Here is a 24722-nt window from a genome sequence, read left to right as displayed (position 1 = left end):
GACCGAGACAGATGTATCGGTCAAGTGCGATATGGTTTGATACGTCGACACATACATATATCGACCGTATACACCTAATTCTACTGGAGAATTATTCTCCGAGTAAAAGATGAAGTGGTAATCAAAAATGGAGAAATCACAGTATACATGCACCGTTGTCAAGATCAAATCGTAATTACTCCTCAGACAAATCCCATCTCTTTAGAGTCATGAGAATATCAAGAGTAAATAACACAAAACCAATCAAGGTGGTTATGCGACCACATGCTGATCCGGATCTGTATTGTCGGAATTAAGATCGATATAATATATGCTCAGTGAGGATGACAACAGGCACCGATACTGACGTCGACGCTGGCACTGATCTCGAGCCACAACCTGAGGGACCGCCAGAGAAGATGCTCACACGACGGACAGAATTAACACCAATGCTGTCACAGTATCTTGATTGCTGTGAGGCTCACCCAGATGCTCTTGTATTATTTCAGGTTGGTGACTTCTATGAGGCATTCTGTGAGGCCGCAACAACAGTCGCTCAAGTGTGTGAGGTAACTCTAACACAGCGTGAGGACTCAACAGGGACCTATCGGATGGCGGGTGTCCCTATCGATAATGCTACATCATATATTGAAGCGTTATTATCGGCTGACTTTCGAGTCGCTATCGCTGAGCAAGTTGAAGAGGCTGAGGCGACAAGTGGACTTGTTGATCGGGCAGTAACAAATATCATTACACCGGGCACTGTCACCAATGGTGACCTCCTTACCGATGCAGCGGCAACGTACCTTGGCGCTGTGAGTATAACCGACTCAGATGGTGACGCCTCGGAGATGACTGGAGCAATCGCAACAGTCGATGTCTCGACAGGTGCGTGCCGTGTAACTAGCGTTGAACATGATCAAATCTATGAAGAGTTAAGCCGACTCAGACCAGCGGAGTTACTTATTGGTCCTGAAGTTGACACGAAAACGATTGAGTCTTCATCGCTTCCTTTTGAGACGATGCAGACAACACATAACTCGGGGGCGTTTGAGCTTGCAGCAGCGACTCAGACACTCGAAGCGTATGTTGATGAACCAACAGCATTCCTTTCATCTGCTGAGCGGCGAGCAGTCGGGGCAGTTCTCGATTACGCTGAGTATACACAAGGTGACTGTGGACCACTTGAGTACGTCTCACGAATTAGACGATATAAAACAGATACTGCTCTCCGAGTTGATGCGACCGCAATACAAAGTCTAGAGCTTTTTGACTCCCGGCAACCGTATGGTGAGACACTCATTGAGACCATCGATGAAACGTCATCAGCGCTTGGCCGCCGGACGCTTGAATCGTGGCTTCGACGACCACTCGCAGATCATGAAGCAATCAAGACACGTCATGATGCTGTTGCTGCACTTGCTGAGAATCCGCTTGTTGTTGAGACACTTACAGAAAAATTGTCACACATATATGATCTCGAACGTCTCACCGCTCGGACTGCGCGTGAGCAAGCGGATGCGCGTGACATGCGGTCACTGTTGCAGAGCCTTGACAGCATTCCAGAGATTAAATCAGCACTCATAGAGGTACTCACAGAGACAGAGCTGCCGGCTGAAACACTCGAACAGTTACAGGCTGAGCTTGATTCGCTTGACGATATCCGGACACTCATCGATACAGCAGTCTGCTCGGACCCACCACAAACAGTGACTGATGGTGATGTTATTGCTAAGGGATTTAATGACGATCTTGATGATATACGGGAAAGAGAGGAGGCTGGACGTGAGTGGGTAAGTGAGCTTGAGACCCGCGAACGTGAGCGAACTGGGATTGATTCACTAGAAGTTGGGTATACAGAGGTACATGGATACTATATTGAGGTCACAAATCCAAATCTCGACCACGTCCCTAATGAATATACTCGTCGACAAACACTGAAAAACGCTGAGCGGTTCTATACACCCGCATTAAAACGCCGTGAAGATGAGATTATCGCCGCATCAAACCGAGCAGATAAACTTGAATATGAACTGTTCTGTGATATTCGCGCAGAGGTCGCAGCAGAAACAAGTCGGTTGCAAGCAGTAGCAGACGCAATCGGACGTCTCGATGCGCTCGTTTCATTCGCGACTATTGCGATATCACATGCATATGTCCGCCCAGAAATAACCGCAGATACACTTGACATTGAGGCAGGTCGTCATCCCGTTGTTGAGCAGACACAAGCAGAGTTCGTGCCAAATGGAATTACCTTCGAAAAAGGTCATATCGCGATGATTACCGGACCAAATATGAGTGGTAAATCAACATATATGCGACAGATAGCACATATCTGTATTCTTGCACAAGCAGGGTCATTCGTTCCTGCAGATGCCGCTCAAATTCCAGTTCTCGATCGGATATTTACACGAATAGGGGCATCTGATGATATTTCTGGCGGTGAGTCAACGTTTATGCGAGAAATGTCTGAGATGACGGACATACTGCATAATGCAACTGAATCATCGCTTATTCTCCTTGATGAGGTGGGGCGCGGAACTTCAACAACGGATGGACGTGCGATTGCACGCGCAACGGTAGAGTTCATTCATAATGAAATCGGTGCTCGGACACTATTTACAACACACTATCATGATCTAACAACTGTGACAGGATCGCTTCCATCAGCATTCAATTTACATTTTAAAGTCCATCGTGAGACGCACCCCGACAATGATGCCTCAGTAACATTTCTTCACCGGGTTACGTCAGGAGCAGCCGACTCCTCATACGGTGTTGAAGTTGCCAAACTTGCTGGTGTTCCTACTCCAGTCGTTGAACAGGCACAACGATATATCCATACCGAGGGTGAAAATTACACCGAGATATCTGAGCAGGGCACACATCATCATGATGACCTAACTCATGCTGAGATGGTTTCTGTGGACCACGACAATCAGCAAAATCAAGCCTCGGATGATGACGAGATTGCCAGAAGTCCTAGAGGCGCAGATACAAACACAGACGCAGGTATTAATCAATCCGATGCATCAGCAAACATAGATGTGCTCAAATCGCTACGCGATATTGATATTGCTCGGATGACACCGCTCGAAGCGCTGAATATGCTCGAGAATTTACAGAGACGACTAGATGAGTAATCAAGGGGACACAGAGAGCAGTAAGACAACCATCTGCCGTCTCGATGATGAAATGATTGCAGCAGTCGCCGCAGCGGAAGTCATTACTCGACCAGCAGACGTTGTTGCCGAGTTGATCGAAAATGCACTCGACGCCGGCGCAGACCGAATTGATATATCAGTAACTGGCGATGGGACCGATCAACTCGTTGTTCGTGATAACGGTCAGGGAATGTCAAAGCAGGATGCTATCCTTGCAGTGCAGCGACATACAACGAGTAAGATCAACGCAACAAAACAGGCAGCCGGTGAAATCACACCAACAACACAAGACGGTATTATTCCACCAGTTGAGACACTTGGATTTCGCGGTGAAGCCCTTGCAAGTATCGCAACTGTGGGCACTCTTGAAATTGAAACAAATAATGGAGGTCCATGTGGGACAATGATCAAGACAAATGGTCCGACCGCTGAGAGTGTTGAACCAACTGGACGGGCATGTGGAACAACTATTACCGTTGATAATCTGTTTGAAGCAGTTCCAGCCAGACAAGAAGCGCTTGCCTCATCGCAAGCAGAATTCGCGCGGATTAGTAAACTCGTCTCGCACTATGCATTATTGCACCCTATGACTGCGATATCGCTCCAGCATGATGGAAACGACGTCCTCTCTACATCTGGAGATGGATACACGTCTGCATTGCTTGGCGTGTATGATCGTGAGATAGCAGCACAAAGTACAACCATTGAATCTACACAGACCATTGATATAGACACTAAATCCAGTCAAATCACGCAGACTGCCACGATTGAAATCAATGGCGTGCTTGTTCATCCAACAGTCACACGTGCAAACCGCAATGCGGTCTCGATAGCGATTGACGGACGACCAGTCAATAATGAGACGCTTATTACGGCGATTATGAATGGCTATAGTGACCTCCTCCCAGGTGGGCAACATCCAATCGCGGCAGTGACAGTTTCACTTCCAGGGTCACTGACCGATCACAATGTCCATCCACGAAAACAGACGGTGCGAATTCAAACCGCTGATTTGATTGCAGATATGATTGAGACAAGTGTTAGTGACGCGTTATCAACAGTTGATCAGCGCCAGATAGACACTCTCTCGACAGAACTCGATGTATCGCTTGAAGCACTCACTGATGCTGATCAGACCTCTTCGGCTGCTGTCGCGGACGCGGATGTTCTTGGGCAATTTCAGGAATTATATCTTCTATGTTCCCTTGATGATACGCTTCTTATTGTCGACCAACACGCTGCTCATGAGCGGATAACATATGAGCGACTCTGTGCAACTGTTGATGAGACGCTTCCGACTGTCACGATTGACCCACCGGTTACCGTTTCACTTACGCCAGGACAGTATTCGACACTGGATTGCATCACAGACCAGCTTATGACATACGGCTATGAGTATACGAAACGTGATGATGCTCAGAATACACACAAAGCAATCAATGTGCATTCGGTTCCGGCGCCGCTTGGACAGCCAGCAGCTCCCGTGAGTATTCGTGATGCAATTGACGCACTGCAAAATGATGACACGCCCTCAGTAGCTCATGAACGAACTGACACACTCGCCGAACTTGCCTGTCACCAATCACTCCGTGCCGGTGAGATATTAGACTCGCCTGCGGCTGATGAGCTTCTGAACCAACTTGGGGCATGTGAAAATCCATATGCCTGTCCACACGGACGTCCAGTAGTGCTCACCGTTGATGAGATGGATCTCGTCCGTGCATTTGGACGCCGTAATACTCGAAGAGACTAATGGAATTATATTGTCCTACATTGAGTAACCCAATTGTCTGGGACCGTTTTGTCTGCTGAGTCACGAGCTGGAAAATACTCTCCAGATTGATTATACAAATTATGAGATGAATTCGCAGTTACTTACCAGTTCTTGCAATCTCCACAAATATATGTGGTGTCGTTTTTGCCTTGCTGTTGTGCCCGCCAGCGTTGTGTGACAACGTCCCCACACTGAGGGCATGAAATCCCATTTGGATCACATCGAAGCGTTGCCACAGCTGGAGAGATATCATCTCGTGTCTCAGACTCAGTAGTAGTAGTATCAGCCGACGTCGCAACAGCAGTTGCTGTCGAGTCAGTTGTGGTATGATCTTCAGTACGCGTATCATCTGTCGGTGTTGTCTCATCACCTGTATCGTTAGGCTCGGAATTCGAATCGGAACCAATCTCGGTGTTTGCATCATTGTCACTATCAGAGACATCATCAGCCACTCCTGCATCAATGAATTCATCAAGAGAACGATCCCGTGTCACTACATGATTATCTGAGAGAATATGGTATATCTGTTTGCACTGATTTGGAAGCCATTTTTCAATGAACGGGTGTGTATTTATCTTGCATATAAGAAGATGTGTGTAGCTTTGTTGTATACGTGCAATAATGAACAGGTGATATCAACACACAAGTAGTCTGAAAACACAGCATGGATATGGTTACGGTTATTGACTTTATCGTTGAACTCTTTACCAGTATCATCACCCTGATTATTACATTCATTACTGACGTCTTCCTTGGAGTTGATCCGCTTACTGCCATTTTATTCCTTGTCGGTTCCGCATTGACAACCGTTGCTGTTGGCTATTTCGGTCTTCTCGCCGCTGGGTCGGCACTCAATTTGCTGACTGGATGGGGAGCGAGCGCTCGTGAGGAGACATCAGCGGATCCAGACGCGCGATCGAGTGATAACATGGGCAAAGCCCGATAGAGAGTGAATACCGATTGTATTGTGTTATCTTTTGCAGAAGATCAGGGCTCACCCCTCGCAGGAAGGATATCAATGAGCCTGCTCAAACGCAGTTGCAGCCAATTCAATTGCCTGTTCCGGCGTTGGACCAATCGGTGACCCGATAATAATTCCATCTGTCTGTTCAAGTACATCTGCTATCTGGTCGGTTACTGCTGTTAGGTCACCAGCGATACAGAATGCGTCAATCATCTTAGGTGTCACAGCCTCAAATGCCTCTGAGAAGTCACCTGCACCAATCTTTTTACCAATCGATTTAGCAAGCGATGCATCAATATTATGTCGGTCAAGCACGGGCGGAGCAGCCCCAGCAGTAATATACGCAACCGGTGGGCGGGCAGCCTCACGAGCCGCTTCTGCATCATCTGCGACACTGACGCTGGCGTATGCTAATAACTCGAACTCATCGTATTCTGATGGTCGATCCTCAATGCCCTCAGCGACCCGGTCGCTTGCCCACGCAAGATCGGCAGGATGCGATCCATTGAATAACAATCCATCAGCATGTTTTCCAGACATTCGACACATATGCGGACCCTCACCACCAATATAGACCGGGATTTCACCAGGAACAGAGAAATTCAATCCAGCATCGTTCGCTTCAAATGTCCCCTCGTGTGTGATACGTTCGCCTGCCCAGAGATCTTCGGCTGATTTGAATGCCTCAAGAACTGACCGCAGACCACGCTCATCTGTCAAACCAAGGTTTTGTAATGTTGAAGGGTCGCCAGGACCAATCCCAAAGAGTGCACGCCCATTGGTTAGTTCAGCGACTGTTGCTGTTTTCGATGCTAACGTAACAGGATGAAGTTCGTATGGATTTGCAACACCCGGACCAATATGAAGCGTGTCCGTTTGTCCAGCTAGCCGCGCTAACGCTGCGAATGGATCCCGATTGTTATAATGACAGGAAATAAATGCTCCATCATATCCAGCGTCCTCGGCTATCACTCCACGATCAACGACCGTTGGAATAGGGACCTCAGGTGTTAATTCGACACCAAGTGTCGGTCGGTCCGGAGCGATATCACGCATATGACCACCCCCGGACAGCCTGGCGCACAAAGTCTGTATCGACATCTCGAAAGTGAGCATCACTACTTCCATGATCGCCCCACTCGAAGTCACGAATAACAACGACAGGTGTTCCATCATCACCCTCGCCTGTGAGAAGATTTGACGCAGCAGCAAGCTCGTCAACGACGTTCTCGACGGTTGCACTCAGCTCACGACCGTCTCGGTCTGTTTCCCCGCGCCAATCACGAGCTGGTGGAAGCCCTGCCCACCCGAGTGCAACACCGCGCTGTCCATGACGAAACGGTCGCCCGCATGTATCGGTAACGATAATCCGATTAGCTGGTAATCCCTCATGAAGACGCTGAGCACTCTCTGTCGGCGATTTCGGCAGTAATAATAAGTCTGCGTCAGGAACGTTTGACCGATCAATCCCTGCGTTGACTCCGATGTGACCAAACCGTGTCTCAGTAAGGAGGAATGGTGATTCAAGAATAACTTCAACACTCTCTTCAAGAACAGCCTGGGTGAATCGCGGATCTATGTCTGAATCAAGCGCCGTTGTGAGTTCTCTAGCACGTGGACCCGGTGAAAAACGGTCGAGATTCGCAGTCCGTCCCTCAGCTTTTGAAACAATCGTTGAAGCAACACAAATAATATCGTCTGATCTGAGATCAACCTGTTCAGTAATCAACGCTGCGAGGTCATCGCCCTGATTCACCTCTGGAAGATTACTAACTGCAAACAATTCCATACAATGACAAGGGTATCGCTCAGTGAAAAACAAGTAGGTGTTGGCTAGCGTATCCGGTTTCGATGGATGATGAGATCATGAGCACAAACTAGTCTATCGGACAGTTGTTATCTACGTATATTTTCTCGCGTCTATCAATTGGATAGTATATAAATAGCTAGGAGAGAAACGTGGATTCTTATTTATCAAGTGTAATCTATCGATGGTGGCCATGATGACAGTTACCCCCACTGAGCCCCTTGTGATGTGGTATTTTATCTGAGCCACCATCCGAACTCATTGAGACGTATCTTTATGTACGATACAGACACAATACAATATGGCTTTCAGACCGTGATACGTGCCGTCGCATCTGGGGGTCTCCGAACATTTTTACTGCAATATGAATTATATATACAAGTGACAACCCGAAACGGAGTGAGTTTCAATGGTGTCTGAGATTGATCCTGAGACAGTCAAACACCAACTGGAGAATAACAGTCATGCTGCTGAGCGACTGCAGATCATCGATATTCGCTCACAAGTGCAGTTTGAGCAAGGACACCTCCCTGAGGCAATTAATATTCCTTTAGATAAGTTGCCACATCGCATCGAGGAAATCGAGTGGAGTCAGCACATCGTCGTTGCATGTCCGATTGGACAATCATCGATTCAAGCAGCACGTCTGATTCAAAGTTATGAGGATGTCCCTCACGATGCAAGAATTCAGAGTATGGCTGGTGGATATGATGCATGGGAATACGAACTCGTTCAAGAAAGTTGATCGCAGGTCAAATCGCCGTCCGTTGAATTAAAAATAAAATAGCATATCTCATCCCATATTGATAAAAAGACAACCTGGCGCCAATATAGAATTAAACCACCCTTGTCAAAATGTCGAAGTCGTTTTTTGACTTCATATATCGTGAGTCACGCAAACATCTGATGCTAACATGCTATATAGATGACTGATGCTTGATATACGTATGCAATATGAATAACTAGTTTCCTGGCGAAGTCACCGTTGATACGTTATGATTGAAATCCCATCGGAATGTTATAATACAATTCTCGCGCAATCATACTCACACACCACTGAGATTTGCGGTGTCCTCTCTGGGATATATCATGACTCTGAAAGCGTAGTCACGGCTGTATACCCAGCGACAAATGCTGCTGAAACGCCGCGTACGCGGTATGAAATTGACCCTGAGGAACTTATGACAATCTTTGATATGATTCATGACACCGGTCGGGAGGTAATTGGATTCTATCATAGTCATCCAGACGGTCCATTAACCCCAAGTGAGACTGATAGTGCGCAGGCGACGTGGAGTGGGCATTCATATGCAATCTGTTGTTATGATGATGCTCAGCGTGAATACGGACACAGCATGAATAAATATCCCAGTGATACTGCACCGGTCAAGCCAATGTCAGTAGATTCCTGCCCGGTGGGAGCAAACTGGTATACATATAATACTAATACCGATACGAATGATGAGACCGACACTGATCGACAGTCAACCAAGGACACTCACTACCACCCAATATCAACAGACACTGACCACACTCACCATCTTGGGTCATGGCGATGGGATGGCAATCAGTTCCATGAAGAAAGCGTCATTATTACGTAACAAATTTTAAGAGATCATCACGTCGTTGATCGCTGAATATTGCTTGAAGTGCTTCTTCAAGCGGTTCGATTGACCCCCGCTTTGCGCTGATTGGAGCAATTGTATCTTGCCATTGTTGCCATGGTGGGTATAAGCCAAGGCGATCACAGAGATCATCAAGTTGATTATCTTTATTCTCAACCTTGTCGATCTTATTTACCGCAACCACAGTCGGTAGATCAAGTTCCCAGAGAAAACTAAACAACTCGATGTCATGGGGAATCTCATCAGGTCCGGAATGTCGGTCGATGATCTCAACAGCACTTTTTCCATCAATGACAAGAACCGCAGCAAGGATTGATTCGGCGTTTGATTCGATATACCGGACGATATCGGTCTTGATCTGCTCGCGCTGACTACTTTCGACTCCGGACATGAACCCAAATCCAGGAAGGTCGGTGAACATGAACGATTCAGAAGCCCAATCATAATGATTTGGTGATCGTGTCACGCCAGGTTTTCTCCCGGTTGTGAATCCAGTGTGACCAGTTAGTTCACGCATTAATGTTGATTTACCAACGTTTGACCGACCGAGAAGAACAACCTCATCACAATCTGGGCGAGTTTCAAACATACTGTATATATTATGAGTACGGGGACGGCGATTAATGACTCCCAACAGGAATCAGTCTCTGAGATATCAATACTTCGGGTAATACATACTATGTGAAGGATATGAATAGTATTTCCGCACCGCTTTAATCTGCTTCAACTGCAAAAATAATGGAAATCTTCTCATATGCTTCTGTGACTACACAGTTCATACGGTTTACCCAGGTGACATCCTTGCGACTGGTAATTAATGCCTTTGTGAGTTCAGATAACAAAAATAAGACTACGAAATATCAAGAATACAGTTCAATCAACATCTTCATTCTTACGTTCACGTGTGATACCGACACGTCCCGTATTATCATCAAGATTGAGCTCAATCCCGGCTGATTGGAGCCATACAGAAGACATCCCATTGTTGTGAAGTAGCACTTCTGGAAGGTCTGTGGGTTCATCGATATCAGTTCCCAAGCGCATTGAATCAACAACACCGACTGAAAGAGACGCGTCAGTCGCTGCTTGGTAGTGGTCTCGATATGATGTGCCGTGATAATCGACCCTGAACGCTGGATGTCTGACAACAATCGCGTTTGTCCCCCCGCCACGGCCAGGGGCAAGCACAATATCTCCCTCTCGAGCGAATAGCCGTTCGATTGCTGTGGGTGTGATAAGCGCAAGATCAGCCATCACCACTGCAAGTTCACTGAATGGAGTCTCTGTATCAGATAACCGATTTAGACAGCTATTGACCGCAGGCGTCAGCGCTCGATCATCAGCCGTTACAACAATCTGATTGGATTGTATTTGATTTTGCGCGGTATCAACTGTAATATCAATATATTCCTTATCGCCATCTCTCTCTTGAGTACTCGTCTCGTTATCAGGATCATCATCGTCTCTAAGAATTCTCATAATAGCCTCAGGGGTAACACTCAGTGTATGTGTCGGCGACTGTGACACGTAATTATCACTTGCAGCATTGTGTTCTGTTGTATCCGCATGAGTCGACGTAGATGTTGATACCGCTTCAGTACTCACCCCGGTCGAATCTATGATTGTCTCTTGATCTCGTTGATCTGCTTGATCTCGTTGCTCTCTTGCTTGCATCACCGTCTCTGTCGGTATAAGAAGCTCAACAGTATGCCCATTACTCTGTAGTGTGGAAATAACATCATACAGCATTGCCTGTGCAAATGCAGTTCGTTCAGATGCTGTGAGTATCGAGTCAAGCCGTGTCTTCGGTGAAACATCTGTATATGGAACAATGACGTGCATCAGTACTCACTACAACTCATGCTGATGGAAATACCGTATCGTTCTCAAAAATTAAATTATCTTGACTGCATCGAGTGTTATCTCCAATAATTATCATTTATTATAATTTATCCTCTGTCCGTTGTTGCCGACGCCAATACACAATCCCACTCGCACCCCCGATGACGACAATTCCAGAAAGAGCATATAGCACGTATTGAAACATTTGATTCGATTGTTGGGCTTGTTTCGCCGCTTCCTCTGCTTCTGATGCGAGTCGGGTTGCAAGTGCAAACTCCCCACCATTGTACGCATCAATTGCATTCTGGATTGTTTGTTTGGCTCGGTCTGAATCGACAGTTGAGACGGTTTCGCGTGCTGTAGTAAGCTCTTCGCGTGCTGATGCACTCTGCTCTGTGCTGTGTGTTGCTGTCCAAATGTCAATAACGCTTGATGATCCACCGGTTCGTGTTTGTGTCAGCGAAACCACTCGGAATGATTGTTTTGGATCATATGAGAATGACTCAATACGAGGAATTGTTCCAGCAACTCTGACACTGACTCGATTGGTTCCATCTACTGCTGCGATACGCGTCCCAGTAAGTCGCTGACCATCATATGATTGCTGGTCAATCTGTGCACCAGTCTGGTCATATTGGATAATCGTCCATGTTACATCGACGAGCGCTGTTGATCCTGTGAGTGTCCATGACTCGAGTGGTGGCTCTTCATACAGATCTGTAAGCGTCACAGAAACTGTGTGCTGTGTCCCAACGCGTTCATCGCGTACCATATCGGCTGTGTCGACAGCAACCGCACTTGTGGGTGTCACGATTGCAGTAACAGCACAGAATACAACAAAGAGAATACCAACCACAGTAGCAATGTATTTACTGTAGTTACTGAGGCTATCCAACATGCGGGAGTCCCTCAAAATAATGATTCAAGCTCATCTTCATCGTCATTGACAAGTTCATTAAGATTTTCCTCGCTTTCATTTCGAATCGAATCAATGTTTTCTTTGGCTTCATTCGCAATTTGCTGAAGCTCATTAATTCGGTCAATCTTATAAACACCTGAAAGCAGAATCACGGACGCAACTTTACCTGAATCCATGAGCGGATAGTCTCCGCCTCGGACCTCCATACTATCTGTTTGTCCCTCAACCCATTTTCGCCCACGCTCGATCCCTTTTCGATTTAGATATTGTGGTGGTCCAGCAACGACAAGAAGTGCCCGTTCGGTGCCGTCAAGTTCGGCTGGCAGTGTTAACCGACCAAGAGCGGCTTTTCGAACGAGCGACGTAACTCGATTTGTTGTGCTTGCTGTGTCAAGATCATCAGCAGTCGATTGTCCTGTAAGTCGTGAGAGTAATCCACCACTAGAAGAGTTTTCAACATTTTCAGATGCATATCCAACGGTTGAGACACCACCACTTGAGAGTGTATTTATAATCTCAGAAGAGTCAACAACGCTTTCTGCGACCTCGCTATCATCACCTACTTCACCGGCACCGAAAAGCACCCCAAAGCGGGTTGCGATAGCCTCATTAATTTCCTCATATCCTCTCTGAACAGATTCTCCCGTTTTCTGCCATGCGTCATTATCGAATACAAGAAGATTATCAACTTCACGGACAAACGTCTGAAACGATCGTGCAGCATTAAGGGTATAGATACCGCCTTCTTCGCTTCCAGGAAGCACACCTAATCCATAGACAGGCTCACTATGAATCTGCTTGAGGCGATTTGCCAACACAGGTGCGCCTCCACTACCGGTTCCACCGCCGAGTCCAGCGACAATCAAGAATGCATCAATCTCATGTACAGGAACATCATTGAGCGCATTCTGTATCTCATCGATATTTTCCTCAGCGATTTCTCGACCAAGATCTGGGTCAGCTCCGACGCCATGACCTTTGACACTCAATTGTCCGATAAGGATTTGTTTCGATGATGGAATATGATTAAGTCCCATGAGATCGGCCTCTGCTGTATTAACAGCAACGGCTGAGCGGACAATGTCTGACCCATGACGCTGATCATACTCGACGAATTTATCAACGATTTTTCCACCCGCCTGTCCGAAGCCGATCATTGCAAGCTTCATTTATTAGCCCCCCTTCGCCATTAGATGTAATCAAGAGTGAACGCCCGAATAAAGCTTGTGAAAGGTAATTTATCATATATGTCGTGACCGCGAATATTGGATACTGAGCCCCTGAGAAGATATTTTTTCATAAATACCGATTGGGTCGGATATGTTAATTACCGAATGAATGTCTGACACGTCTATCAACGTTTTTTATACAATAACACGATAGGATAGACATGAAAATATCAGAAATGGACCGACACGGGAGCCAATATGCCTTGAGGAGTATCTGCGATCATGAGGTATGCGTTGTTTTTTGAAATATGACAATATCTCATGGTTGCACCCTTTCCCCACTGCGTGCCCACTACGTTATGCTGATTCGCAAAATATGAGTTTGAATAGAAACTAAGATTGAAATATATTTGCGGGTTGTTCACGCAGGAACACGCGTGTCGTCTTGTTTATCCTCACCGCTGAGATATGCTTCGAGCGTTGTCAGATCGTCCAAACTTTTCTCGAAAGCATCAATATCGTTCTCATCAGTCACATTATCAAACTGTAATGATCGGTATTGGTCAACACCTATTGGAAAGCCCGGAATCACATCACCAACTGTAAGACCAATTTTAGCAAGTGACATTGGAACCGGTACAATTGTCGTTGAGCGACCATCTGCGGTGTGAATCGTTTTCGCAATTTCTGCGAGTGTCAACCGTTCAGGTCCACCAATCTCGTATATTTCACCATGATGTGTATCTGCATCAATTGCATCAGCAAGCATTGGCACGAGGTCATTGACCCAAATTGGCTGGAATCGTGTTTTCCCACCACCAGGGAGAGCGCTAACATACGGTGGCGCAAGGAGTTTTGTGAATGAGACAAATTCACCACCGTCGCCAAACACGACCGAAGGTCGAAAGATTGTGAATTCAAGATCTGTGTCGGACTCGGTGACAGCGGTCTCAGCACGTCCTTTCGCCTGAATGTATGCCGTTGATCCGTCAGGATCTGCTCCAAGCGCACTGATCTGAATAAGATGTGAGACACCATTCGCCTCTGCAGCGCGGACGACGTTCTCAGTCCCCCGTCGATGAATCACATCATGCATTTTATCACCACCACTCGGCTTGAACAATGGCGACAGCGCAACAAGATTATATACGGCGTCAATATCGGCAAATGACCCACTCAATGAGTCATATGCAGTAACATCACCCATTTTCGTGTCAACATCCGCCGGGAGTTCTGAGTTGTCTGGACTTCGTGACACTGCTGTTACGTTATGACCACGGTTGGAGAGTTCTGCACAAAGTCGGGTGCCAATAAAGCCACTCCCACCAATGACGAGTACATCCATGCCAATATATCGTCATCGGACACAAACCTAAAATTAACTACTACACACGCGTTACTCTCAATGATCCATATCGTAGCCTGCTGATTAATATACCGCTATTGCCGGGGAATACCGTCCAATTCAGGTTATATTTCATAACCTGATACGACGCTGGAGAATTCGTATGTAACTCGGTAACCCCAGGATAATATATGCACGCGTCGCCGAGCATATATACAAGAATGTCGACGCTTATTACATTGGAGGGGCTTGATGGGAGCGGAAAGTCCACCGTTTGTGAATCATTACAAAGTGCACTCCCTGAAGTAACATTCACGCGTGAACCGACTGACTCCTGGTATGGTGATCTCGTTACCGAGTCAATGCATGATGACAGCGCAGACTCACTTGCCGAGTTATTCTTATTTACTGCAGACCACGCTGCTCATCTCAACCGCGTTATTCGACCGTCACTCGCGTCTGGTACAGCTGTTATTTCTGATCGATATGCTGATTCACGATTTGCATACCAAGCTGCAGCACTTGCAGACAGCCGCATTGATGCACCGCTCGAATATATTCAATCAATACATGAACCATTCTCTCGACGCCCTGATGCAACGGTGTATTTAGATATCGACCCAGAGACTGGAGTCAACCGTGCTGGGGCGACGAATAAATTCGAACGTGTACAATATCTTGAGCGAGTCGCAACGCAATATGAGCGACTTATTACTGCTGAGCCCACGCGATTCTATCGGGTCGACGCATCTCAGTCCATTGCTGATGTTAAAAAACGCGTCAAAACTATTGTTGGGACAATGCTCGGTGATGAAGTATCAACTGAATCATAAGCAATGATATCGCTTATTGCGTGTCTGGGAGATCATACTCCTCAGGCGCAGGGACATAGAGTGTATCGATAGTGAATCCAAGTGCAAACGGTAATCCAATCATCACGCCAGTCGCCGTTGTTGCATCACCAAGATTGACACCAATTCCAAGGATACCAGTAAAAAGTAATGTTAGTATAAGCAATACGAACGGAATTAATAGAAATGAAAAGATGACATACCCCAACTGTGTTTTTAATCGAATACGAAAATAACGGGTCAACACCGCAGCTACAAGCGTGTGGATGGTTAGGACTGCAATGAAGAGGATAACCCCAACAACCGAGATCATATATTCATCTATAGAGGGGGTGATGACTTGAGCATAGTGTTCTATTACTGAGTTACTTCCTGTACTATCTTGATACTATATTTATAACTCTCATTTGGTGCAATGGACAGATTTCGGTACCTCAGCCCGAAGGATTCCACTGTTGACAACTCCCACTCGGTAATTCTGCAATCGAATACGTAGAGTGAGTACCCTACCCTACTCAGCCGCTGACGGAGCTTCCGTAAACCCAGGGCTTCCTATTTTTATGATCTGTTTTCCATCTACGACCTCTGATGCGCCGAGGTCCTGAACAGAGGGAGTGTAGTCTCCACATGTACAGGCGTTGTGGCTTCGGACTCTCCACAGTCCTCATTTTCAAAATCATGAAACAAAATATTGATTCCTGCGTTTGCATTTCTATCAATCAGCAGTCATCAGATAATCTTCTATATATTCACATTCATAATATTGCAACTTTGGATCTTGTTCCATTACTGGCGAGCAGTGAAGAGATCGCCTTCAATCATCGTTGGAGATTTTTTTTATCCGACTTTGCACTCAATAACGACATGATGTTTCTTGAGACAACGGATTCACTCCTTGTTGACGAGAAGCAAAGTTGCTTATCTGCCGATTAAAGTATAATATGATAAACATAATCTAGAGTGTTCTGGTGACGTCAAGAGTCGACAAGATTCTGTTTGCTCTGTATGATTGACACGCAGAAATATTATTTATACTCACATTGTACAGATTGCGTATGGATATCATTATTATTGGTGCAGGTAGGGTTGGTCTCCGGACTGCACGTGTGCTTCGTGAGGAAGGACACGATATTACAATCATCGAGGTCGATCATGAAAACGCAGCACAAACCCGCGGGGCAGGCTTTGATGTTGTTCGCGGCGATGGTGTACGCGAGTCGGTACTCATTGATGCTGGTGTTGAGTCTGCTGATGCTATTGGCGCATTAACTAATGATTTAACTGTAAACTTCGCAGCCTGCTCAATTGCAAAACATCATCAAACATGGACCGTTCTTCGTGTTAATAAAGATCATCGCGAGGAAGTATATCAAACATATACTGAGGGGGTAGATAAGGTCCTATATCCAGAACGGCTTGGAGCTATTGGCGCAAAGAACGCGTTACTAGGTGGGTCAGTGCGGGCAATCGCGGATATTGCTCAGCGACTTCAAATAGTCTTAATGACAGTAACTTCCAAATCACCAATGCGCGGATACACAATCGAGGAGGTTGCACTTCCTGCGCAGGCGCGTGTGCTTGCATTTGGAAAAGCAGATGACCCAATGCGGTTGCCACTGTCTGATGATTCACTTGAGACTGGTGATCGACTTGCAGTTCTTGTAGACTTTGATGTACTTGAAGAAGTGAGACAATTAATTGTTGGTGAACGACTCGCTCCTAACCGTAATGTTGGCTAAGAAATCGTGTCACACAACATGGTACAGTGATTAATTATCACAATATTTATATGATGAACACCGAATGACGAGCGGCTTTTGTTCATTCAAAACAAGCAATATAATATGAGTGATATACGTGAACGGACTGACCGCGCCGTTGCACTGCATGATTCGATTGAGTCAGATGGAGATGACGATGTATATGCAGTAACGACAACCGTTTTTGATGGTGATATTAGTATTGAGACAGCAGATGGTGCTGCTATATTCTCAGTCGTCATAACTGTTCCAATGATTGATGCAGTCGTCGACGGTCATGTCGCACCTCCCGTTCAGAAAGGCTGGGTTGACACATTTGGTCGTCGTATGGCTGATGCTGAAAGCGCAACACGAGGGCACGAAACGCTTGATATTAAAACGACACGCAAAGATGATACCGCAGTCGTTGAGACGACATTCACTGATATTGACCCATCACGAGGGGTTGATGATGCTGTTTCACTCGTTGAATTTGCTGAGGGGACGTATGTTGAAGGTGTGATTCCTGGATATGATTATACCGACCCAGTCACGCAACTCATCCAACGAGCATCTGATGCTGCTGGTGGAAAAAAAGGCGGAACGCCGCTTTGATATCTTCCCTACAGTAAAATCGTGAGGACTCCTTCGCAAGACAGTGCGTCAATCGTGTGTCCCTGGTATCGGACTTATACGCCACGCTGACGTACGGGGGATTTCCTTCGCACTTTCGCAATATACGCATCTATCCTCTGTGAGTAATGTCTATTAATGAGTAAGAAGCAAAATTGAGAGTTATCAATAATTTTTTATCACCCATTTTCATGTAACTCAGCTGTGAATATAATAGGTGACATTTGGGTGTGAATCGCCTCATGGTCATATCAAAACCCCGGGACATTCTCCTTGCACTGTATAAATGTCTAGAATATATCCCAGGTGCGTTTTCTTAGCAATGTCAATATAATAGACTTGAGCACAAACACCTTTGATGACAGACGCTGAGATTCTGATGTGCGTTTTGTTCAGGTGCTGGTCCCAGCTGGGACACGTGATGCTGTTGTTGAGGTCATTACTGATGAAAACATTGAGTATGCTATTACTGATGAAACAGGCACTGATGAATATGAGGCTATCATCACGTTCCCTCTTCCAACAGCGGCTGTTGAGCCAGTTTTGGATCAGCTTCGAACAGTAGGCATCGATACAGATGCAACGACAGTTGTCCTTGAGGCTGAAACAGTAGTTTCAGACAAATTCAATGAGCTTGATGAGGCGTATAGCAATGACAGTGATGATACAACTGATGGCGACCGGATTGCCCGCGATGAATTGCTCGCTCGTGCCAATGAACTTGCTCCAGGGATTGGACCATTTATTTTGATGACAATCGTCAGCGCCATAGTTGCTACAGCCGGACTCCTACTTGACTCACCGGCAGTAGTGGTCGGATCGATGGTCATTGCACCACTTATTGGACCGGCGATGTCAACAAGTGTTGGTACTGTTGTCGATGATACCTCATTGGTCGCTCGTGGTGTCAAACTGCAGATCCTTGGAGGCGTTCTCGCCATTGTATCGGCTGCTGGGTTTGCATTCATGCTTCGAACGGTGCAGATTGTTCCTCTTAGTGCGGTTGAAGTGTTCGAAATCGGCGAGGTGAGTCAACGACTTGCACCTGATGTTCTCTCGCTAGTGATTGCACTTGGTGCAGGTGCAGCAGGTGCTGTATCGCTTGCCTCTGGCGTTTCAACTGCACTTGTTGGCGTGATGATTGCCGCCGCACTTGTCCCGCCAACAGCAGTCGTCGGTATTGGACTTGCATGGGGAACCCCACGGGTTGTCGCTGGGTCAGCCATTCTCGTTTTGGTAAACTTTATCGCAATAAATCTTGTTGCACTCATTGCATTGTGGCAACTTGGATATCGACCACAGTCATGGTTTCGCACATCAGAGGCGCGTTCAACAACCTTGACGCGCATTGCGGTTTTAACCGTCGCGTTAATTATACTCTCCTCGGCACTTGCTGGTTTTACATACAGCAGCGCACAAACAGCCGCCTTCGAAGAGCAGACCAATGCTGCAATTAACGCTGAATTACCACCAGAGGCAATAATGCTTGACCTCACCGTCACATACAGCGGATTCCCTGCCAGAACGCCACAGCAGGTTATTGTGACTGTTGGGTATCCCTCCACGACTGAGCCTCCTGCTATTGCCGATGCAATTGACGCGCGGATTGAATCAATTGCGCCAGTCACACCGTATATCGGTGCAAAAATCCCATTTATCGATCAGAACCGTAGTCACCCCAGGGCAATGTCACCTGCTGATGCTGAATCACCTACGAGGGAATCAAGCAATACACATTCAACGAGAGCAATCACCGTCGAACTCAGATACATTCCTGTCGAACGAACATGATCATTAGTTAGTATCAACGATATATAAAGGTCAAAGACAGTGATATTAGAAGTGAACCGCCCCACCCGACTCCGCTATCGCTCCGGTGAGGGTGGGGCTTCCGTGTTCTCGCATCGGACTTTCTACTTCTGTGACGGCATTTGCAAGCGGTACGTCCGGATGACGCGTACCCACAGTGCTACCAGTCTCCATAGACGTTCTGAGTCGGACTGTCCCAGCCCTATTTAATAGTGACAATGATAACTCAGGCTGACCGTGGTTAGTATCCCACTCCAAGTCAGTCTGATGAATACTGCTCGTCACAATTTAACGAGAAAACATGCTACTCATGCCTTGGCAAGATAATGCACGGCGGTATCCCCTGCTTATTCGTTCGTTTTACTCACTCCTTGAGGAAGGGGGCCAAGCCTCGTAATTATTAAAAAGTTTGAGTTTGACTGCAAACTGAGACACAATGTATGAATTATGCCTGTCGAGACGGGGGGATATCGGGTTCCCATCCAGCAGCATCAACGGTCGTCGTGAGGACAGTGTCAATCCCCTCATCATATTTAATACTCATTTGACAGTCAGCAGCGATTGCTTCTGATCGATCGCTTTTGTTGTTCACGGTTAACACTGGTATTTCGCGCTCACGGAATCGTTCTATGACATCATCACGAAGCGCCAGTTGGTCTGCTAGTGGATACCCGCAGGCTTCACTAGCATCTGTCATGAAGAGTATAATATCCGCCAGATGTTCAATTGCGCTGACTGCTTGTCGTTCAATATCATTCCGTTCGGTCGCTGGTCGGTCTAACAATCCAGGTGTATCGACAATCTGGTATCGAATTCGATTCCGCTCAAAATGTCCAACATGAATACCAGTTGTGGTGAATGGATAGTGTGCAATCTTATTATCAGCGCGAGTAATAGCATTAACAAACGATGATTTTCCAACGTTCGGATACCCAGCAACGACGATTGCAGGTTCATCGGGACGGATATCGGGAAGGTTTTTTACTGCATCACGAGCCGAGCCAATCTGATCGAGATCATCTGCAATATCTTCGACGAGGTCTGCCATCCGAGCAAAGGCTTGTTTTCTGTGTTTCCGCGCTGTCTTCGATTCGGTTTTTCGTAATTTCGATTGATACTCTCGTCGGAGTGTCCCAATTTGTCGACTTGTCCATGTCACACGAGAGAGACTTTGACGAAGTGCGTCGACATCGACGATAGCATCGGCAAGTTCATAATAAAATGGATCAACAGATTCGAAATCAGGCCACTGCGTGACGACATTCTCGAGGTTATCAGAGAGAATAGCTGAGGCTGTCTGTAACATCGACTGCTGAGCTTTTAGACCTGATTTCGCCCGTCCAGACCGAGCAGCCCGCGAGAAGGCTTTATCAATAAGTTCCGACGAGCGTGGAGTTGTCGGAAGAGACTCAAAAATCATGGTATATAAAAAATGTCGTCGAGCAATAAAAACACGTTCGTCTCAGGGAGAAGTACGGAAATCCTATGATCTATAGGTGGAGCAGGGCGAGAACCCCGACCCTTGAGGTGAGGTTGTTCACGTTACCGGATGGTGCTAATACTGTTGGCTATAGTCACACGAAGGATTTCAGCACCCCGGGGTGCCGGAAATCTCCACGTAGTTATAGCCAACAGTATAACAACACCGATATTAGCACGAGTGCAAGCATCAACACAAGCTCAAACAATGTAATATTTAACTGCTCAGAATTTCCTCACATTCACGCAGACAGGAGAATCAAAGCGCATAACATATCGATTATATGATTAGATTAACACTTAATATATTACTAATAAATGATCTATTAATTTCCATCGCGATTGAGATATTCAGACTGCACTTCCACGACTGCAGCAGAATCTGTACAGTCCGCATATCGATCTAACGGTTCAGCATTGAGTTCAAGAAATGTCTTCCCCCAAGTAAACTTTGCAAGAATTTGACGTGCATACTCTGGATAATCAAAAATCCACAGGGCAGCAGCAATCGCCTCAACCGTCGTCAACTGCATTGGCTGCCCAAAATTGATTGGATTGGCGGCGACAAGATATGGAAGTGCTCGATGAACGCCGGGGAGTGTAAACTGTGCTTCACCAGCAGATTCCCATGAGCAATCAAGCGCAACAAGAGTATCCACAGCGTCATCCGCAGGTGAAAGAGCACGATCGGCGTGCGGATTGAGCACAACCCCATATGGTGTTGTACGATCTGAGTTGTGCAGTGTTGCAAGGTCAAACCGTTCGAGCTTTCGTGCGGTACATTTTGCGGGGTCATCGTCGCCTTCATACCGGATATGCAGTTGGTATGATGACTCTGAAGAGGAATTAGACGCTTGATATTGACGATTACCTGAAGACATGTATCATCTTTTTATTGTAGACTCTGTGATGCATTTATTATCCTGTATACTCCAATATAGATTCGAATATCGACCGCAACAAACGTATCATAGATTATGTGTGCATATTAAAAACTTATTCGTAAGTGGTTACTCACGCTTTCCAGCACCAACCGCTGCCTCGCCAACTGGGTCATGTCCCTCAATTACATTTAGACCGTTCATGTATGGTTGAAGTGGTTCTGGAATGGTAATTGTGCCATCATCATTCTGATAATACTCCATAATTGCAACCATTACACGAGGAACAGCAACCCCTGAGCCATTCAGTGTATGGAGATATGAGGCTGATTCATGTCGTTCAGGTCGATATCGAAGTCCTGCTCGCCGTGATTGAAATGCACCGAAGTTTGACACAGATGATACCTCAAGCCACCGACCACCAATGTCTGGACCGGTCGCCATATCGTCACCTGGTGCCCAGACTTCAATATCGTATTTTTTCCGCTGTGTGAAGCCCAAATCACCTGTACACATCTCAAGAATCCGATATGGTAGTCCAAGCCGTTGGAGCACAACCTCGGCTTCCGTAAGCAGTCCATCAAATCGCTCAGCGCTATCTTCCGGGCGAACAAAATTCACTAATTCGACCTTATTAAATTGATGAACACGAACAATACCACGGGTCTCGGTTCCATGCTCTCCTGCTTCCCGACGGAAGTTTGGGGTGTATGCCTGTATTTTCACCGGTAGATCATCGTCTAACAAAATCTCATCACGATACATGTTCGTGACTGGGACTTCAGCCGTTGGACAGAGCCATAAATCATCATTATCCCACGGTTCATCATTTGTCTCACCAATACGGTAAGCATCCTCGGTGAATTTTGGGAACTGTCCGGTTCCAACCATTGATTGTGAATTGACCGGGATTGGCGGGAAAACATCCTGATATCCTTGTTCACGGTGAATATCAAGCATGAATTGCACAAGAGCATGCTCAAGTCGGGCACCATCGCCTTTCGCGAAATAGAACCCACCGCCTGTCACTTTGGCGCCTCGCTCGAAATCAAGTATTTCTAATTCTTCGCCAAGATCATAATGCGGAATAACAGTATCAGGCAGCGAGCGGAGCGAATCAAATCCCTCACGCCGCCGCTCAACGTTTTCCGATTCATCTGTTCCAACTGGAACCGCATCATCTGGCACTTGTGGGATCTTGAGCATTGCCGTATCGAGTTCAGATTTTAATTTGTCGGCTTCGCGCTCGATCTCCTCAAGTTCATCTTTTAATTCTTGTGACTGCGTGATTGCTTCTGATGCGGCGTCTTCATCACCAGCAGCTTTTAGTTTGCCAATCTTCGACGAAATTTGATTTCGCTCATGTCGGAGTTCATCCCCGCGAGCTTTACGTTCGCGCCATTCTTGATCAAGAGTGAGAATCTGATCAAGATTGACGTCTGTCACCCCTTTTTCATCAAGGGCTCCCCGGATTGCATCAGGGTTTTCACGAAGCAGTTGCCGATCAATCATAGCTGGCGATTCTTGTGGATACGGCAAAACCGTGTCGCATCGGGAGCTAATCGACGATGGGTAATCTCAAGAGTGAAGCAGATGTAATCATATACTTGATGTATCGGTGAAACATCTCCGGTTCGAATATAACGGACCCTATTTTGCATATTATCGAGTAATTGTACGTGCCTCAGACTAGTTGAGACTAGCGAGGGTATGAGTGAAAAGGTATATTTATTACCTTCGGTAGCTCACAACCTGTACATTTTTGCTAATACGAGTTGGCATACAATTATGGATATCGGTGATATTGCCACGGTAGACACTGCTGATGACATTTACTATATGGATACTGGGATGTATGAGACGCCAGGATATGGGTCAGTATATATTATCGATGCAGACCAGCCCGCGATTGTCGATACAGGTATTGGAACAAATTATGAACGCATTATTGATGCGCTTGGTCGTGTTGATATTGACACCAACTCGCTTGCGCATTTATTTGTGACACATGCCCATCTTGATCACGCGGGGGGAGCAGGATTTTTACTTGCTGATTGCCCAAATGCAACAGTTCACACTCATGAGCGTGCTGCACCGCACCTTTCAGACCCAACACAGCTCATTGAAGGAACAAGAGCAGCCGTCGGTGAACAATGGCAGTACTACGTTGAGCCTAATCCTGCTCCTGCGTCTCGAATTAATGCGCTTACCGACGGAGATACGGTTCATCTCGGAGATCGATCACTCACAGCAGTCGCTGCACCGGGGCACGCACTCCATCAAATGATGTTCTATGATACAACCGAAGACACACTATTTACCGGTGATGCTGCCGGAATTTATATTCCTATGCAGGATCGTGTCCAGCAGACCTCACCACCATCACAGTTCAATCTTGAGACATGTCTTGATGATGTACGTGCGATCGATTCGATGGCACCTGAGACATTATGTTTTGGACACTTTGGTCCGCGGGTATATGATGATGAATTATTGTCTTCATACAAACGTGCGCTTGTCGAGTGGGTTGAAGCTGTCCGACAGAAACGAGGCGAAGCCAATTCAGATGAAGATGTAATTCAATACTTCAGCGATAATGCCGAGCTTATCGATGTGTGGGGTGCAGAAAAAGCACGAGCTGAAGCGCGATTGAATGTTCGTGGTGTTCTTGCATACCTGGACTGGCAAGCAGCACAAACAGACTGAGTTATTGTCATTTGATGAGTCATTGCCTCACTCAGA

Annotated in this window: 22 protein-coding genes; 10 read left to right on the top strand and 12 right to left on the bottom strand. The window is 46.4% G+C overall.

The genetic code is table 11. The features are described 5' to 3' along the window. Positions 1-323: 323 nt before the first annotated feature. Together mutS and mutL are read left to right on the top strand one after the other, a co-directional pair. Positions 324-3122: a DNA mismatch repair protein MutS gene (mutS, locus tag HQRW_RS12065; RefSeq protein ID WP_014556811.1), complete on the top strand. Its 2799-nt coding sequence runs from the start codon at positions 324-326 to the stop codon at positions 3120-3122. Further along, a complete protein-coding gene (mutL, locus tag HQRW_RS12060) occupies positions 3115-4896 on the top strand; it encodes a DNA mismatch repair endonuclease MutL (protein ID WP_014556810.1) in 1782 nt (593 codons plus the stop codon). Before mutS ends, mutL begins: the two co-directional genes overlap by 8 nt. Positions 4897-5018: 122 nt before the next feature. Here the strand turns inward: mutL and HQRW_RS12055 are convergent, their stop codons facing one another. After that, positions 5019-5411 (bottom strand): DUF7573 domain-containing protein, encoded by a 393-nt coding sequence (locus HQRW_RS12055; RefSeq protein WP_014556809.1) that lies wholly within the window; start codon positions 5409-5411, stop codon positions 5019-5021. Positions 5412-5581: 170 nt separating this feature from the next. Here HQRW_RS12055 and HQRW_RS12050 point away from each other — a divergent pair, with 170 nt between their 5' ends. After that, positions 5582-5863, top strand: a complete 282-nt coding sequence (locus HQRW_RS12050; RefSeq protein ID WP_231852340.1) for a hypothetical protein — start codon at positions 5582-5584, stop codon at positions 5861-5863. A gap of 69 nt (positions 5864-5932) precedes the next feature. Here HQRW_RS12050 and HQRW_RS12045 read toward each other — a convergent pair whose 3' ends face one another. Together HQRW_RS12045 and HQRW_RS12040 are read right to left on the bottom strand one after the other, a co-directional pair. Further along, complete coding sequence (locus tag HQRW_RS12045; RefSeq protein WP_014556807.1) at positions 5933-6937, bottom strand: 5,10-methylenetetrahydromethanopterin reductase; 1005 nt, start codon at positions 6935-6937, stop codon at positions 5933-5935. Then, on the bottom strand, positions 6930-7670 hold the full coding sequence (locus tag HQRW_RS12040; RefSeq protein WP_014556806.1) for a coenzyme F420-0:L-glutamate ligase: 741 nt from the start codon (positions 7668-7670) through the stop codon (positions 6930-6932). The genes HQRW_RS12045 and HQRW_RS12040 overlap by 8 nt, the downstream gene beginning before the upstream one ends. Before the next feature lie 427 nt (positions 7671-8097). Between HQRW_RS12040 and HQRW_RS12035 the strand changes: the two genes are divergently transcribed. Beyond that, positions 8098-8433 carry a rhodanese-like domain-containing protein gene (locus tag HQRW_RS12035; protein ID WP_014556805.1) on the top strand — a complete coding sequence of 112 codons (336 nt, stop codon included), beginning with the start codon at positions 8098-8100 and terminating at the stop codon, positions 8431-8433. Positions 8434-8683: 250 nt separating this feature from the next. Further along, on the top strand, positions 8684-9289 hold the full coding sequence (locus HQRW_RS12030) for a M67 family metallopeptidase (RefSeq protein ID WP_014556804.1): 606 nt from the start codon (positions 8684-8686) through the stop codon (positions 9287-9289). On the opposite strand, the gene engB is transcribed toward HQRW_RS12030, so the two are convergent. The 5 genes from engB to HQRW_RS12005 all read right to left on the bottom strand — a co-directional run bounded on the left by engB (position 9282) and on the right by HQRW_RS12005 (position 14588). Continuing rightward, positions 9282-9902: a GTP-binding protein EngB gene (engB, locus tag HQRW_RS12025; protein WP_014556803.1), complete on the bottom strand. Its 621-nt coding sequence runs from the start codon at positions 9900-9902 to the stop codon at positions 9282-9284. The genes HQRW_RS12030 and engB overlap by 8 nt on opposite strands. A gap of 284 nt (positions 9903-10186) precedes the next feature. Further along, positions 10187-11155 (bottom strand): 2-phospho-L-lactate guanylyltransferase, encoded by a 969-nt coding sequence (cofC, locus tag HQRW_RS12020; RefSeq protein ID WP_014556802.1) that lies wholly within the window; start codon positions 11153-11155, stop codon positions 10187-10189. Between the two features lie 100 nt (positions 11156-11255). Beyond that, positions 11256-12053, bottom strand: a complete 798-nt coding sequence (locus tag HQRW_RS12015; protein WP_014556801.1) for a hypothetical protein — start codon at positions 12051-12053, stop codon at positions 11256-11258. Between the two features lie 11 nt (positions 12054-12064). Beyond that, positions 12065-13243 (bottom strand): tubulin/FtsZ family protein, encoded by a 1179-nt coding sequence (locus HQRW_RS12010; RefSeq protein WP_014556800.1) that lies wholly within the window; start codon positions 13241-13243, stop codon positions 12065-12067. A gap of 421 nt (positions 13244-13664) precedes the next feature. Continuing rightward, positions 13665-14588 carry a complex I NDUFA9 subunit family protein gene (locus HQRW_RS12005; protein ID WP_014556799.1) on the bottom strand — a complete coding sequence of 308 codons (924 nt, stop codon included), beginning with the start codon at positions 14586-14588 and terminating at the stop codon, positions 13665-13667. A 191-nt stretch (positions 14589-14779) separates the two neighbouring features. Between HQRW_RS12005 and tmk the strand changes: the two genes are divergently transcribed. Beyond that, positions 14780-15421, top strand: coding sequence for a dTMP kinase (tmk, locus tag HQRW_RS12000; protein WP_014556798.1), 642 nt, complete (start codon positions 14780-14782; stop codon positions 15419-15421). A gap of 13 nt (positions 15422-15434) precedes the next feature. Here the strand turns inward: tmk and HQRW_RS11995 are convergent, their stop codons facing one another. Then, positions 15435-15752, bottom strand: coding sequence for a hypothetical protein (locus tag HQRW_RS11995; protein ID WP_014556797.1), 318 nt, complete (start codon positions 15750-15752; stop codon positions 15435-15437). A 742-nt stretch (positions 15753-16494) separates the two neighbouring features. Between HQRW_RS11995 and HQRW_RS11985 the strand changes: the two genes are divergently transcribed. The 3 genes from HQRW_RS11985 to HQRW_RS11975 all read left to right on the top strand — a co-directional run bounded on the left by HQRW_RS11985 (position 16495) and on the right by HQRW_RS11975 (position 19602). Next, positions 16495-17178, top strand: a complete 684-nt coding sequence (locus HQRW_RS11985; protein WP_011572349.1) for a potassium channel family protein — start codon at positions 16495-16497, stop codon at positions 17176-17178. A gap of 105 nt (positions 17179-17283) precedes the next feature. Next, positions 17284-17793 (top strand): DUF5813 family protein, encoded by a 510-nt coding sequence (locus HQRW_RS11980; protein WP_011572348.1) that lies wholly within the window; start codon positions 17284-17286, stop codon positions 17791-17793. A 399-nt stretch (positions 17794-18192) separates the two neighbouring features. Further along, complete coding sequence (locus HQRW_RS11975) at positions 18193-19602, top strand: TIGR00341 family protein (protein WP_014556796.1); 1410 nt, start codon at positions 18193-18195, stop codon at positions 19600-19602. Between the two features lie 463 nt (positions 19603-20065). Here the strand turns inward: HQRW_RS11975 and HQRW_RS11970 are convergent, their stop codons facing one another. The 3 genes from HQRW_RS11970 to serS form a co-directional block, all read right to left on the bottom strand. Next, on the bottom strand, positions 20066-21040 hold the full coding sequence (locus HQRW_RS11970) for an NOG1 family protein (protein ID WP_014556795.1): 975 nt from the start codon (positions 21038-21040) through the stop codon (positions 20066-20068). A 385-nt stretch (positions 21041-21425) separates the two neighbouring features. Then, positions 21426-21980 (bottom strand): DUF367 family protein, encoded by a 555-nt coding sequence (locus HQRW_RS11965; RefSeq protein WP_014556794.1) that lies wholly within the window; start codon positions 21978-21980, stop codon positions 21426-21428. A 129-nt stretch (positions 21981-22109) separates the two neighbouring features. After that, complete coding sequence (serS, locus tag HQRW_RS11960) at positions 22110-23492, bottom strand: serine--tRNA ligase (protein ID WP_014556793.1); 1383 nt, start codon at positions 23490-23492, stop codon at positions 22110-22112. A gap of 276 nt (positions 23493-23768) precedes the next feature. Between serS and HQRW_RS11955 the strand changes: the two genes are divergently transcribed. After that, the gene (locus HQRW_RS11955; RefSeq protein WP_014556792.1) at positions 23769-24686 is read left to right on the top strand and encodes an MBL fold metallo-hydrolase; all 918 of its coding nucleotides are present in this window, start codon (positions 23769-23771) and stop codon (positions 24684-24686) included. The last annotated feature ends 36 nt before the right edge of the window (positions 24687-24722 follow it).

Origin of the sequence: Haloquadratum walsbyi C23, assembly GCF_000237865.1 — an archaeon.
Lineage (GTDB): Archaea > Halobacteriota > Halobacteria > Halobacteriales > Haloferacaceae > Haloquadratum > Haloquadratum walsbyi.
This window is presented reverse-complemented; position numbering and strand designations above follow the sequence as displayed.

Bases quoted from the DNA above. Each gene is read 5' to 3' on its own strand.
- mutS (WP_014556811.1), top strand. From the start codon at position 324: ATGACAACAGGCACCGATACTGACGTCGACGCTGGCACTGATCTCGAG.
- mutL (WP_014556810.1), top strand. From the start codon at position 3,115: ATGAGTAATCAAGGGGACACAGAGAGCAGTAAGACAACCATCTGCCGT.
- HQRW_RS12050 (WP_231852340.1), top strand. From the start codon at position 5,582: ATGGATATGGTTACGGTTATTGACTTTATCGTTGAACTCTTTACCAGT.
- HQRW_RS12045 (WP_014556807.1), bottom strand. From the start codon at position 6,937: ATGCGTGATATCGCTCCGGACCGACCGACACTTGGTGTCGAATTAACA.
- HQRW_RS12040 (WP_014556806.1), bottom strand. From the start codon at position 7,670: ATGGAATTGTTTGCAGTTAGTAATCTTCCAGAGGTGAATCAGGGCGAT.
- HQRW_RS12035 (WP_014556805.1), top strand. From the start codon at position 8,098: ATGGTGTCTGAGATTGATCCTGAGACAGTCAAACACCAACTGGAGAAT.
- HQRW_RS12030 (WP_014556804.1), top strand. From the start codon at position 8,684: ATGATTGAAATCCCATCGGAATGTTATAATACAATTCTCGCGCAATCA.
- engB (WP_014556803.1), bottom strand. From the start codon at position 9,902: ATGTTTGAAACTCGCCCAGATTGTGATGAGGTTGTTCTTCTCGGTCGG.
- cofC (WP_014556802.1), bottom strand. From the start codon at position 11,155: ATGCACGTCATTGTTCCATATACAGATGTTTCACCGAAGACACGGCTT.
- HQRW_RS12015 (WP_014556801.1), bottom strand. From the start codon at position 12,053: ATGTTGGATAGCCTCAGTAACTACAGTAAATACATTGCTACTGTGGTT.
- HQRW_RS12010 (WP_014556800.1), bottom strand. From the start codon at position 13,243: ATGAAGCTTGCAATGATCGGCTTCGGACAGGCGGGTGGAAAAATCGTT.
- HQRW_RS12005 (WP_014556799.1), bottom strand. From the start codon at position 14,588: ATGGATGTACTCGTCATTGGTGGGAGTGGCTTTATTGGCACCCGACTT.
- tmk (WP_014556798.1), top strand. From the start codon at position 14,780: ATGCACGCGTCGCCGAGCATATATACAAGAATGTCGACGCTTATTACA.
- HQRW_RS11995 (WP_014556797.1), bottom strand. From the start codon at position 15,752: ATGATCTCGGTTGTTGGGGTTATCCTCTTCATTGCAGTCCTAACCATC.
- HQRW_RS11985 (WP_011572349.1), top strand. From the start codon at position 16,495: ATGGATATCATTATTATTGGTGCAGGTAGGGTTGGTCTCCGGACTGCA.
- HQRW_RS11980 (WP_011572348.1), top strand. From the start codon at position 17,284: ATGAGTGATATACGTGAACGGACTGACCGCGCCGTTGCACTGCATGAT.
- HQRW_RS11970 (WP_014556795.1), bottom strand. From the start codon at position 21,040: ATGATTTTTGAGTCTCTTCCGACAACTCCACGCTCGTCGGAACTTATT.
- HQRW_RS11965 (WP_014556794.1), bottom strand. From the start codon at position 21,980: ATGTCTTCAGGTAATCGTCAATATCAAGCGTCTAATTCCTCTTCAGAG.
- serS (WP_014556793.1), bottom strand. From the start codon at position 23,492: ATGATTGATCGGCAACTGCTTCGTGAAAACCCTGATGCAATCCGGGGA.
- HQRW_RS11955 (WP_014556792.1), top strand. From the start codon at position 23,769: ATGGATATCGGTGATATTGCCACGGTAGACACTGCTGATGACATTTAC.